Source organism: Streptococcus anginosus (assembly GCF_900636475.1).
In the GTDB taxonomy this organism is placed as follows: domain Bacteria; phylum Bacillota; class Bacilli; order Lactobacillales; family Streptococcaceae; genus Streptococcus; species Streptococcus anginosus.
Genome location: NZ_LR134283.1, coordinates 601003 through 614455, shown reverse-complemented (window position 1 = coordinate 614455; position 13453 = coordinate 601003). Strand labels below are relative to the sequence as shown.

Here is a 13453-nt window from a genome sequence, read left to right as displayed (position 1 = left end):
CAATTCAAATAAAAAGTTTGCATACCTTAAATTATGCAAACTTTTTATTTTATAAATTATCCAATGCATTTTTTTGTTCGTCATTAACAATATGGGTGTAGAGATCTGTAACTTGAGTACTGGCATGTCCTAGCTGATGACTGACCAAAACTTGAGATTTAGTAGCATCATAAAGTCGAGTAGCCAGCGTATGGCGGAGTTTGTGAGGTGTCACTCGAACTTTGAAATCTTCAGAATACTTAGCAACCATCTTTTCTACACTAGAAGCATCAATCCGGTTAGGAACACCTCTATATTCTGTCAAAAAGAGGGCAGTGTCTGATTTTTCAGCTTTATAACGTTTAGAGCGAACCTCCAGGTACCTTTCCAAATAAGCTTTGGCAAAAGCTGCAACATTGACAGAATCTCTTTTCCCGCCCTTACGAGTAACTTCAATGACCATCATTTTGAGATTTAGGTCTTTCAAATCAAGATTTACTGCCTCGGATAGACGAACACCAGATGCAAGAAGCAGTGCTATGATTGCCAAATCTCGCTCTTTATTTTTGTCAAAAGAGGAGAGAGCCCGATTTGATAAATTTTTAGGGTATTCTTCATCAATATAATTCAAAAATTGTTCAGTTTCTTCGCCCAAAAAGAGTTTTTGCTTGATGTTTTCAGCGCGCGCAGCTAAAGTCTCTCTCTTTTTCTTAGTAGACACTTTTTTCATGACATTACGATAGAAATAAGGTTCCCCATTCTCGTTTTCCACCTCTTCAGTTAAATATTTATAAAGGCTAGAGAGAGCAGAAAGAGTTCGATTAATGGTGGTTTGCGATACTCCGTTTTGCGTAGTATTAGCATTAAGCAATGGACGCTCCCGTAAGTAAAGAATAAACGCTTCCATATCTTTTTTAGTCATATTTTCCAATACTGACAGAGGAATTTCTGCAATCTGCGGCCCATCAGCAATTCCAGAGTCTAAAATCCAATGAAAAAAGCGATCATATTCTTTGAGATATTCATATAAGGTTGTAAAACTGTATGGAACAGTCAATTTAGACTGATAGTATTCCAAAACGTACCAAGGCATGATGGCCTTTAGTTTTTCAATTCTTTCTAACAATATTTCGCGTTTCATTAAGATATTCTCCATCATTTTCTATAAATAGAAGTATAGCACACTCCTGTATTTTTTTCAAGAAAATTATAGTTTTTCGGAAAGATGTATGTAAGGGGCTATTGAAAGATTCGTTTCTTTACTTTGTAACAGATAATACACAATACAAAATAAGATCGGTTGGAATCACTGAATTTTATACAACTGATCTTGTTATATTATCAATATCGTTATCGTTTTGAATATCTTGGTTTTGTTTTTTTATATTTTCTAGTTCAGTAAGTATTTTGCATAAAGACAATTCGGTTGGCGTAAGCTGCTCTATCATGAGTGACTAAAACAATAGTCACACCTTTTTTGTTGATTTCTTTAAAGCTTTCCATCACTTTCTGGCTGATTTTTGAGTTTAAAGCACCTGTAGGTTCATCAGCAAATAAAAGTTCTGGTTGATTTATCATAGCACGACGCACGACAGATACCTGCGCGTTGTAATTGTCCTCCTGAAATTTCTCGAATTACACGTTTATCATCAAATGTCAATAGTTTTTCCAAAAAAATAAAACAGCCCACCAAATTGAACTGCTTTATTCCAATCATCATTTACTACAAAATATGTTTATTTTCGTTTTTTCTTAGCCTTTTTCATTTTATTTGCCATACGTTTCATGGCTTGTTTGGTTGCAAATTCGCCGATTTTTCCTTTAAGTCCGCCACCAAATATCTGGCTCATATCAGGATTACCAGCTCCCCCTAAAGCGGACATATCCATGTTTTGAAGTGCTGACATATCCATCCCGTTCATATTTGGCATATTTTTTGGTAAATTATTAGGGTTGAGCCCCATCTGCTTCATCATTTTATTCATATCACCAGACATGACACCTTGCATGACTTGCTTTGCTTGGTTAAAGTCTTTGATAAATTTGTTGACTTCGACAAAGCTATTACCAGAACCTGCAGCAATCCGACGGCGACGACTTGGATTAAGAAGGTCGGGATTTTCTCGTTCAGCTGGTGTCATGGATGATACAATGGCACGTTTGCGAGCAATTTCATTTTCATCTACCTTAAAATTCTTCATGGCAGGATTATTGGCCATACCAGGAATCATCTTTAGTAGATCCTCCATTGGACCCATATTTTGAACCTGATCTAGTTGGTCAATGAAATCATTAAAATCAAAGGTATTTTCTCGTATTTTTTCAGCCATCTCAAGTGATTTTTGCTCATCGTACTCCTGAGAGGCTTTTTCAATTAGGGTCAGCATGTCTCCCATGCCCAAAATCCGACTAGACATCCGATCTGGGTGGAAAGTTTCAATGTCTGTAATTTTTTCCCCAGTACCAGTAAATTTAATCGGTTTACCAGTAATTTGGCGGACGGATAAAGCGGCACCACCACGTGTATCGCCATCAATCTTAGTCAGAATAACTCCAGTTACTTCTAACTGAGCATTGAATTCACGAGCTACATTGGCAGCTTCTTGCCCAATCATGGCATCGACAACCAAGAGAATTTCATTTGGTTGAGCAAGTGCTTTGACATCACGCAGCTCATTCATGAGTTTCTCATCGATTTGCAGACGACCAGCTGTATCAATCAACACATAGTCATTGTGATTAGCCTTGGCTTGCTCCAGACCTTGACGAACAATCTCGACTGCTGGTACTTCTGTTCCTAACGAAAATACTGGCACATCAATTTGTTGACCAAGAGTTTTGAGCTGATCAATAGCTGCCGGACGATAAATATCAGCAGCAATCATCAAAGGTCGAGCAGCTTCTTCTTTCTTAAGTTTATTGGCTAATTTTCCTGCAAATGTAGTCTTACCAGCCCCTTGGAGACCGACCATCATGATAATGGTCGGAATTTTAGGAGATTTGATAATTTCTGCTGTATCAGAACCCAATACAGTGGTCAATTCTTCGTCAACAATCTTGATAATTTGTTGAGCAGGATTTAATGTATCAATAACTTCGTGTCCGACAGCGCGCTCGCGAACTTTTTTGATAAAGTCTTTGACAACTGGTAAAGCTACATCGGCTTCCAAGAGTGCCATACGAATTTCTTTGGTCGCTTCTTGGACATCACTCTCTGAAATTTTTCCTTTTCTTCGTAGATTTTTAAAGACGTTTTGTAAACGTTCAGTTAAACTTTCAAATGCCATAAATTTTATTTCTCCTAGTTAATTTCTATGTTATTGGTTATTGAATTTTGTGTTTTTTGAGTCAACAATTCACTACTCTCGATTGTCAATACCAGATAAAATCGAAATTTGCTCTTGTAAATAGGTGTCATCTGCATACTTTTCCATTATTTGATCAAAAATCTGACTTCTGACGATATAATCTGAATACATGTGCAGTTTCATTTCGTAGTCTTCGAGAATCTTTTCTGTTCGTTTGATATTGTCATAAACAGCCTGACGACTAACTTGAAATTCTTCAGCAATCTCAGCTAAACTATAATCATCCGCATAGTAAAGCTCGATATAATTCATTTGTTTATCTGTTAAAAGCGCTGCATAAAACTCAAAAAGAGCATTCATTCGGTTGGTTTTTTCAATTTCCATAAAGATTATTATATCAAAAAATACAGATAAACTCTACTAGTGAAGAGCTTTACTCACTAAAAAACACTCTTAAATCACTAAGGGTGTTTACGTATATTAAATTATGTACTTTAAATCAGTTATTTTCCAGATAAAATTCAAACCGTTCACCGACATACTGACTTTTAACATATTCAAAAGCGGTGCCATTGTCAAAATAAGAAATCTGTGTCAAACCAAGAATGGCGTGTCCTCTAGGAATTTCTAAGTACTGCGCAATCTTTTCTTTTGCAAGACGAGCATAAATGGTCTGTTGAGATTTTCCGATTTTATAGCCATGTTCTTGTAAGGTTTGAAAAAAATGCTTCGTAATTTCTTCTTTATTAAAATTTTTGATGAATTTCTCTGGAATTGAAGCGACTTCATAAACTACAGGAATGTGATTAGCATACCGTACTCGTTCCATACGAATGACGTTTTCCGTCTTCTCAATTCCTAATTTTTCGACCTCTTCTTTACTTGGCAGTGTTCGACGGTAAGAAATCAATTGACTTGAAGGTGTCTTGCCTTGGGATTTGATGATTTCTGTAAAGCTGGTTGTGCCGCGCATCTTTTCCTGAACCCGTGTACTGGCTACAAATGTACCGCTACCCATACGGCGCTCTAGCACTCCTTCTTCGACTAAAAGAGTGATTGCCTGACGAAGTGTCATGCGGCTAACCTCAAATTGTTCAGCTAAATCGCGCTCACTTGGCAGACGTTGCCCGATTTTCCAGATTTCCTCGTCAATTTCTTTTTTTATTTGATCGTGAATTTTAATATAAGCTGGAAGCATAGTAACCCCTTTCAAGAATGGTTTCCTCTCTTCATTGTATTATCAATTGAAATAAAAGTCAATCGCTACTTAATGTTATTGGAAAAAGTCTTTATTTTGTGTTAGAATAAACAAAGAAAAGTCTTTTAAGAAAGGGAAGAAATGACAACTACAACTGAATTGCAAGATGTCGAAAGAATTATTGTACTGGATTATGGGAGCCAATACAATCAGCTTATTTCACGCAGAATCCGCGAGATTGGTGTTTTTTCTGAGCTGAAAAGCAATAAAATCACAGCTGCTGAGGTTCGTGAGATAAATCCAGTCGGAATCATTTTGTCAGGTGGACCAAAGTCTGTATATGAAGCAGGAGCATTTGACATTGATCCTGAAATTTTAGAATTGGGTATTCCAATTTTGGGAATTTGCTATGGAATGCAGCTTTTGACTCACAAATTAGGTGGGAAAGTTGTACCTGCTGGAAATGCCGGAAACCGTGAGTACGGTCAATCCGAGCTCACTCATACTGTCTCTAAACTGTTTGCAGGAACTCCTGAAAAACAAATCGTTCTCATGAGTCACGGAGATGCTGTCACCGAAATTCCTCAAGGATTTGTACGTACTGGTACTTCTGCCGACTGTCCATTTGCAGCTATTGAGCAACCTGAAAAGCAGATTTATGGCATTCAATTTCACCCTGAAGTACGCCACTCTGTTTATGGGTATGATATTCTACGCAATTTTGCTTTGAATATTTGTGGCGCCAAAGGCGACTGGTCAATGGATAACTTTATTGAAATGCAAATCAAGCGAATTCGAGAAACGGTTGGCGATAAACGTGTTCTTCTCGGGCTTTCAGGCGGTGTTGATTCATCCGTTGTTGGCGTTCTCCTTCAAAAAGCTATCGGAGACCAGCTTATCTGCATCTTTGTAGATCATGGATTGCTCCGTAAGGGCGAAGCAGATCAAGTCATGGATTCCCTTGGAGGAAAATTCGGTCTGAATATCATCAAAGCAGACGCTGCCAAACGTTTCCTTGATAAATTAGCTGGTGTTTCTGATCCAGAGCAAAAGCGTAAAATCATCGGCAATGAATTTGTCTACGTCTTTGATGATGAAGCAAGTAAGCTGAAAGATGTGAAATTCCTCGCACAAGGAACACTTTACACAGATGTCATTGAGTCTGGTACAGATACTGCCCAAACAATCAAATCACACCATAACGTTGGTGGACTTCCTGAAGACATGCAGTTCAAGCTGATTGAACCTCTGAACACCCTCTACAAAGATGAAGTTCGCGCGCTTGGTACAGAACTTGGTATGCCAGATGAAATTGTTTGGCGTCAGCCATTCCCGGGTCCAGGACTTGCTATACGTGTCATGGGGGAAATTACAGAAGAAAAACTCACCACTGTACGTGAATCCGACGCCATTCTCCGCGAAGAAATTGTGAAAGCTGGACTCGATCGTGATATTTGGCAATACTTCACTGTGAATACTGGTGTTCGTTCGGTAGGTGTCATGGGAGATGGTCGAACTTATGACTACACTATTGCAATTCGTGCTATTACTTCTATTGACGGAATGACCGCAGATTTTGCTAAAATTCCTTGGGAAGTATTGCAAAAAATCTCTGTTCGTATCGTCAATGAAGTAGCTCATGTTAATCGTATTGTCTACGATATTACTAGCAAGCCACCAGCAACGGTTGAGTGGGAATAAGTCAACTATAATATTTAAATATTTTTTATTGGTTTTACAAGGATTGACACGTTATTTCATATACTTACCGCAACTTTTAGTTAAGTTATTCCCTGCCCATATCCCTGCTTTTAACCCCCAACGCTAAATTTTATGCGTTGGGGGTTAATTTCTATATTCATTTTTTCTTAATTACTTGGTTACCTTTAAACTTTACTTTACTCTCAACACCATATTTGATATCAATATCGCCTTCTATAGCTTGTGCAACACTTTCATCATTCCTTGACCATAGGTGCGCATAGTGTTTTAGTGTTATCTCTGGGCTTGAATGCCCTAGTCTTCGAGAAATAACTAAGACATCAATATTATGCTCATTGATAAGATAACTTGCATGGCTATGTCTTAATCCTTTGGCCTGTATTTGATGGACACCGCTGATATCAGCATGACGCTTAATAATTCTATTAATTGTTGAACGGTGTAGTGGTGCTTTTGAATAACTGATGATGAACGGACCTATATATTGCTTTTCTTGTCGCTGTTTCCATTTAACCAACAGTTGAATAGTTGTATCATCTAAGGAAATAGTACGCTGACTACTAACAGTTTTTGTATAACTCTTTACTCTATAATTTGCTTTACCTCTCATTTCTAATGTACCGTGTATTCGCATTTTTTTATTTTCTAAGTCTATATCCGCCCATTTTAATGCTAATCCCTCAGATACTCTAATTCCAGTCATATAATATAACCAGATTGCGATAAACGACATATGCTCATAAAGATCATCTATGTAAAAGCTTGTCAGTACCTTCTCAAACTCTGCCTTAGTCCAGTAAGCTACTGTTGTTCGTCCTTTAGAAATTGCATCCGTCTGTTTAGAAAGGTTCGTTTCAAGATATTGTATTTTTACCGCATAATCTAGAGTCTTTCTAAATACTCCATATATCATTGACGCATAGCTCTGTGAGTATTGGTTATGTGTCAAAAGATATACTCTGAATTTTTCACAATCAGTAAGAGTGATGTTCCTTAACTTTATTTTTCCAAATATCTGAACTAACAAGTTTAGTGCAGGCTGTTTAGAAAGCCATGTTCCTTGTTCTACGCTTTTTTCATACATTGGCAGATAATTTTCTTTCATAAATCGTTCATAGGTTATATCATAATCACTATAATTCTTCACTTTATGATACTCCAGTTTTATTTTGGTAACCTCCTCATACGCTTCTTTAGCTGTACGGAAAGGATTGCCTTTTGCTGACTTAGAGGATTTTTTCTGAATTCGTTTTCCTGTAATTCTGTCTACACCCAGTTCTACACTGTAGTAATAAAATCCAGTTTTATCATTTTTATATACACAAGGATATTTTGTTTTACCCATTACAACTGCCCCCTTCAATTTTAATTCCTATTATTTTTTCTACAGCATAGGTTGGAACAACTCCACAACGTTTATTGAGATAGAATTCATACCCGTTTTCAACAAGCCAACATTTAGCTTGTCTAATAATATTTTTGGCTGTATGTTGTCTATACCCCAATTTAATGAGTGCAGTGTAATCTATCGTTTCCATTCTTAATACCCCCTTATTATCTCTGCCTCTATTGCAAAATTTCTCCAGTGCATTGGTAACTCTAAGCAATACATTGCGATTTTATGATTTTCATAGGTTACATATTTTACACTTCGCCTCTTATCCGCTATCCATTTATTCTGACTTATTAACAGTTGGATGGCTTTTTCAACGTTAGAAATAGAGAATTCTTTTTTCAACATCTTGACGAACTCCTCTCTGAAGAAATAGACTCTATACGTTCCTTTCTGAGCTTTAATCATTCCTATTTTCTTTCCACCTATCGAGTATCCCTCCTTGATGTTGAATAGTCCAGCGTGAGATAAAGTATAATCCACTATCTTATCATATAAATCAGAAGGGATTTCACCTCTTTTATCTAAAGTTTCTTTCTCTGTCTTTATTAAAAACTCGCAAACCCTCTTTTTGTCGATATCTATGTCTAGCAATTCCTTAACCAGAATTGCAGAACTATAAATAATGGCATATAGTGTGCATATTCGGGTCTTAAAGTTACTTTCTGGAAGTTTCTCTAGTAGTTCAGTATAAGCTGTTTGATACACTTTTTTTATGTATCCAGTTCCCTGTTCATGTTTAAAAATTTTTTCCATGAATGCATCACTAGCTACTCCATAGTGCTGAGAACATCTTAGTTTGATATCATCAGCAATAGCTCCATTTTTTGTCCAAGCTTCCTCTGAAGAAAGTTCTATATATCTCATATGCAATCCTTGATTTGAATTAAGGTAGTTTGCCATCGGTACCTCCGAGGTTGTAGCGATTACAGTATTGAATCGTAGCTGTTCAGATAGCGTAGAAGAGGAACTTAGCCGTAAGCGACTTCGACCTTGTCCGATTTGATACAATAGTTCCGATAGGTCTGTACTTCTTGAAGCTGACAACTCGTCAATTGTAGTCACTACTCCTCTATTTTCATTCAAAATAGCAAGTAAAGCATTCTGAGTAGCACTGAATGAATACATGTTATTTACTGGACTAGAGTAAATACTATTAATTAAATGCAGTGCTGTTGTCTTACCGCTTGTTGATTGCCCGTAGAAATTGACGATTAAGCTTCCGATATCAGGCTTATCAGTGATTGCTAGGTATCCTAGTACGATTGAACTAAAACCCACACATAATGCAATCTCCATATTGCTATCAAGTACATTATCAAGGACCATTTGTCTCCATTCTTCAAATGTTCCTCGTGACGACAAATTAAAGAGAGAGTTATCTACTAGTAGACTTACTTCTGTATCTCCATAATTTCTATCCAACCTGAAAGTTAATGTGTCTGAATCGTTTGTTTTCCACCCGACATATGAATGGATATTCTGAATAGGGACTGTTTTTAACTGATAATTCAGATATTCAATAACTTTCTGAGGTGCTGATGCTAAAATAATACCGAATTTTGTTAAATCAGAAATCTTATAAGGTGATAGAGTGATTCCTAATATTTTTTGGGTATTCTTTTTACCTTGAATTAGATACTGAAACTCATATTGAAAGTGGTTTGTGTCAATATTGAAGAAACTTTTGGAAATAAAGAATGGAGTGGATGATATGATTTCAGTCTTTTTATCAGAGATTTTATATATACCAGATTTACTAACTTCGTAATCTCCAAAGTTGTATCTCTTCCCATTAATTAAATCCTCTAGAGTTGGTACCTCTTTCCTACTTGTCGAAGATTCTTTTAATAAGAATTCCTCGGGGCATGGATATTTAGATATGAAATCATTAATAGTTTTACTTGAGCAACTAGCATGGAGACACTTAAACCTACATCTTCCATATTTAGTTATGGTGAAACATGCTCCACTATCAGTATTTGAATGCTCTTTCATTGGGCAAGTTTTGAATGGATATAATTTAGTGCCATGTTCATCTTCTTTATATGAATGAAACTCTAAATTATAATATTTTAGCCATTCTTCACCTTTCGCTAATATATAAGGTTTCTCATTAACCTGTTCCCCATTTTTAGCTGTTGTTTTGTTTTCTTGCTCAGGAAGTGTCTCTTTTAATTGAGAAATTAGTGAATTTAAATTTTCTTCCGTTAAACCATCTGATGTCTCGTTGGGAACATAAAGCAGTTTACTTTGACGGTACGGTCTTTCAGAAGTATTCTCTCCCTTACAATTCAGTGTTCCGTATAAGCGAGTAATGCGACTAGGGTTATATACTGTAACATCAATTTTAGACTGTTTATTTGAAAATTTTTGATTTAGTAAATTTAAAATTAATTTTATTTTATCTTTAGTCGTAACTGATGAGAGGAAGTTTAACGGTATTAATAAGTGAATGCCATTTCCTGAATCTGCAATAATTATATGATGTATTGTTATTCCATTAACTTCGAACCATTGTAGAATATTATCGGCCACGGTTATGGCAGATTGCTTTTCTTCCTTTGTAGCACACACCCCGCTCGGACGCTCAGGGTCAATATCTATCAACATAAATCGGTACGAAGAAATATCACTATCTTTAATTGCTACATTTCCTGTCTTACAATCATCATGAATTTTATTAAACGTAGTATAGTAAGCATATTTTGTATCAATTGACACACCTGTAGACACATCAAATTCATCAATTTGACACACTTGATTTTTAGGTGATTTTTCACCTAAAAAACGCAAATTAATTTTTTGAATGCCATAATTACTTAATACTCCTAATGTTCGTCCTACTTCTGAAACAATTGCATCATTGGATATTTCATTTTGACACACTTGACACACTAAATCATTGATAAAGGTACTACTCATATTTAGATACCATCCTTTTTTTAATATATAATTTCTCTTGCGCAGGAGATGGTTATATTATATGACGTATCTTAAATAAAAAATCCCCCAACTCAAAACAGAGATAGGGTTGACATTTATTGGATTTTATGTTAATGGAAGAAAGGTTTTAATTTACAAGATATATTTTTATTTTCAAGGATATTAGCGATTTCTTCGTCTATATAGCGGTATATTTGTTCTAGAGGCTGAAGCTTTTGATATTCATTTAGGTTATTAAAACCATCTTTTCTTGATTTATTAAGAGCATCAGGTAAAGAAATCTTCTTACTAGTGACCCACTCCTCTAGAATTGACCTGTTAGCTATTTCTTGTTTTAACTTATCTGAAATTTCAAATACAAATAAACTTAATATTAATTTCTCAGTATCCTCTCTCTCTTCATCTGTCATTTCATTTAAGTAATCGAATAACTTGTTATTTTCTAATATCATTTTATCTTTCTCTTCAATCAGGAACTTTTCCACATCAATACTTCTATATAACTTAGAGGAAACATTTAGCTCCTTGCTTTTAATCACTTGATGATAAAATTTTTGCTTTTCTATGTATTTATCTTGAAGTGACTCAAAGTACTTTTCGGAGTTCTCACTTAATTCCAATTCATCAAGACCAAAAATAAGCATATTTAATAAGAAATCGTCTTTTATTAAACTATCCCAATCTTGGATTTCTAATTGTTGTTTTTCATATGTAAAGGTACGATTAAATATCAAATAAAAATCATTCAATAGATTATTTAGGTTATAGAATGAAATAAGGAAAAATAAAAGATAAACGACCGGTTTACTAGAAATTTCTATATTATCTATTCTGTTTCCATTAAACTTCATATATTTGTCTATGCTTCGCAAACTATTCAAAGAATCAGGGAAATCAACCTCCTCAATTATATCTCCAAAAATATTTGAATAGTATTTTGGAAATTCTTTAGAATGTTTTAAAATGATTATACAAGCAAGTAGCCTACGATAGAAATATTTCTCTATTTTATTATCAAATATACCTACTCGTACTTTTCTTCCTTGTTTTTCTCCAGAATCACTATCCATAAGCTTGCTTTGATATTCATAGACATAAAAAATATTTTCTTTTATCTCTCTTATCGTAATATTTCCATTATTGTTCACCATCTAGCTTACTCCTTTTTTACTAACATTATACCACTTTTTCCTTACTTGACTAGCCAATGGATGAAAACAAAACTCTTGATGTTCGTCTGTTAAATACCTTATTTTATCATCTAATTGATTATTTTCGAGCAAATGATACAGGTTATCAAGTCGGTAAGCTACTTGTTTATTTTTTAAGGGTAATGAGCCATAAGCAAATATTATTTCAGATGATTTTTTCACGCATTCCAATATATGGTCGTCGTTATCTACATTAGTTGCTTTCAAATAGTTTTTCTTATCAATATCATACTTAGAAAATAAGTTTACACTATAAAAGCCACCATACCCCAGCTTATAAACATTTTTAGTAATTAACATCATTGTCATATCATCTCCTACCAAATTACTAGAATTAGGGTATAAAGTTAGCACTGTAACCATAGGCTTATTATTCCATTGTTTACTAAGAACATATCTATGCTGTCTATTGCTAGACTCTATAATTTCTATTTTGATATTAGCATTTGACTGTTTTTTTGCCATTATATGCCTTCTTTTTCTCCTTTCTATTTTGCTGTAACTCATTTAAATACGAGGTTGTTATCAATACAATAATATCTAGTGTTAATTTTTTCCAAAACATATTTACCTCCTTCTAATTTATAATATATGCTTGTAATTTATTTTCGACCAATAATCCAGTTATAATCGGAATATCTGTTCTAATATGAGTTATGACATATACAATCAATTCATCATAAGCATAGTAATATACTCTTACTTTGTCATCTATCAATAATTTATCACAATTTACAGGTAACAGCCTTCTATCTAATTCAGATACAAATAATTCATAACTTTCGCTGGCTATCTGTGAATAATCAATAGGAGTTTGAGATTCTAAGCGTTGCAATATTTCTTTAACTTTTTCTATATGTTCCATTTTAATAGTTTTTCTTTATATATTTTACTGTAAATAATAAAAGACACAGCACCTTTTTCAAAAAAGTACTATGTCTTTTATTGTTAGAATTGTGTTCTACTATTTCTGATTAATAAAATCGAACAATATACTCCAATCTTTCGGTAATTGTTCTCCATATTTCTCTTTTCTATAGTATAGATAGTTCGCCTTACGTCCAACTAGGATACCAAAAACTACAGATAACGGTATTCCGACAAAAGGGATGAGATAAATGACGGCATCAATTATTGCTAGCTGCCACATACCTTTCGTAAGTGACCAAATTGTTGTGAAGAAAAATGCCACCAAGTTAAATTTCCCTTGATATTCTTCATTACTTTTTTCTATAGCAGAAAATTCGTTTTGATAATATTCTGAATATGACTTATATGAAGAGTCTGAAGTCGTATATTTAGAAGATTCTCTATTTCTTGCTTTACCACTAACCCTTACGCCGCATGATGTACAAACCTCTTGCTCAGCTGTAGTTGTAGCTCCGCAATTTTGACAATAATTATGTCCGTTTAACGGATTAATACCACAAGATGTGCATATTTCGGCTTTTTCATTAACTTTACTTCCACAACCTTTACAGAACGCTTTTGCATCATTACTGTCGGCATTACGTGATACATTTTTTTCAAGATTAACTCCACACGCAACACAAACAACTTGTTCTGGATTTGTGTTTACTCCACAATTATAACAATACGCATTTCCGGTTTGTGGATTTACCCCACAGTTTAAACAAAATTCAGCATTTTGATTTACTTCTTTTCCGCATGTTTTACAAAACATATATAACATCCT

Annotated in this window: 13 protein-coding genes; 1 reads left to right on the top strand and 12 read right to left on the bottom strand. The window is 34.7% G+C overall.

All coding sequences use genetic code 11. The features are described 5' to 3' along the window. Positions 1 to 49: 49 nt before the first annotated feature. The 5 genes from xerS to EL079_RS03020 all read right to left on the bottom strand — a co-directional run bounded on the left by xerS (position 50) and on the right by EL079_RS03020 (position 4485). A complete protein-coding gene (gene xerS, locus EL079_RS03040) occupies positions 50 to 1120 on the bottom strand; it encodes a tyrosine recombinase XerS (protein WP_018543480.1) in 1071 nt (356 codons plus the stop codon). Between the two features lie 254 nt (positions 1121 to 1374). Then, positions 1375 to 1557 (bottom strand): P-loop NTPase family protein, encoded by a 183-nt coding sequence (locus EL079_RS03035; RefSeq protein ID WP_126438393.1) that lies wholly within the window; start codon positions 1555 to 1557, stop codon positions 1375 to 1377. A 158-nt stretch (positions 1558 to 1715) separates the two neighbouring features. Next, entirely contained in the window at positions 1716 to 3266 is a 1551-nt protein-coding gene (gene ffh / locus EL079_RS03030; protein WP_003031052.1) for a signal recognition particle protein, read from the bottom strand. A gap of 72 nt (positions 3267 to 3338) precedes the next feature. After that, positions 3339 to 3671 (bottom strand): putative DNA-binding protein, encoded by a 333-nt coding sequence (locus tag EL079_RS03025; RefSeq protein ID WP_003031055.1) that lies wholly within the window; start codon positions 3669 to 3671, stop codon positions 3339 to 3341. A 115-nt stretch (positions 3672 to 3786) separates the two neighbouring features. Further along, positions 3787 to 4485 (bottom strand): GntR family transcriptional regulator, encoded by a 699-nt coding sequence (locus EL079_RS03020; protein WP_022524397.1) that lies wholly within the window; start codon positions 4483 to 4485, stop codon positions 3787 to 3789. Positions 4486 to 4626: 141 nt separating this feature from the next. Between EL079_RS03020 and guaA the strand changes: the two genes are divergently transcribed. Then, positions 4627 to 6186, top strand: coding sequence for a glutamine-hydrolyzing GMP synthase (gene guaA, locus EL079_RS03015; protein ID WP_003033031.1), 1560 nt, complete (start codon positions 4627 to 4629; stop codon positions 6184 to 6186). Between the two features lie 157 nt (positions 6187 to 6343). On the opposite strand, the gene EL079_RS03010 is transcribed toward guaA, so the two are convergent. The 7 genes from EL079_RS03010 to EL079_RS02980 form a co-directional block, all read right to left on the bottom strand. Further along, complete coding sequence (locus tag EL079_RS03010; protein ID WP_003033026.1) at positions 6344 to 7552, bottom strand: tyrosine-type recombinase/integrase; 1209 nt, start codon at positions 7550 to 7552, stop codon at positions 6344 to 6346. After that, entirely contained in the window at positions 7545 to 7745 is a 201-nt protein-coding gene (locus EL079_RS03005; protein WP_003033034.1) for a DUF3173 family protein, read from the bottom strand. The genes EL079_RS03010 and EL079_RS03005 overlap by 8 nt, the downstream gene beginning before the upstream one ends. 2 nt (positions 7746 to 7747) lie before the next feature. Further along, positions 7748 to 10525 carry a DUF927 domain-containing protein gene (locus EL079_RS03000; RefSeq protein ID WP_018543482.1) on the bottom strand — a complete coding sequence of 926 codons (2778 nt, stop codon included), beginning with the start codon at positions 10523 to 10525 and terminating at the stop codon, positions 7748 to 7750. Between the two features lie 131 nt (positions 10526 to 10656). Then, positions 10657 to 11697, bottom strand: coding sequence for a hypothetical protein (locus EL079_RS02995; RefSeq protein WP_003033194.1), 1041 nt, complete (start codon positions 11695 to 11697; stop codon positions 10657 to 10659). Continuing rightward, on the bottom strand, positions 11698 to 12222 hold the full coding sequence (locus EL079_RS02990) for a DUF1643 domain-containing protein (RefSeq protein WP_018543483.1): 525 nt from the start codon (positions 12220 to 12222) through the stop codon (positions 11698 to 11700). It abuts the gene before it with no gap. 112 nt (positions 12223 to 12334) lie between these two features. Further along, positions 12335 to 12622 (bottom strand): hypothetical protein, encoded by a 288-nt coding sequence (locus EL079_RS02985; RefSeq protein ID WP_003033100.1) that lies wholly within the window; start codon positions 12620 to 12622, stop codon positions 12335 to 12337. A gap of 99 nt (positions 12623 to 12721) precedes the next feature. Further along, positions 12722 to 13441 (bottom strand): DUF2628 domain-containing protein, encoded by a 720-nt coding sequence (locus tag EL079_RS02980; protein ID WP_003033105.1) that lies wholly within the window; start codon positions 13439 to 13441, stop codon positions 12722 to 12724. Between the last annotated feature and the right edge of the window lie 12 nt (positions 13442 to 13453).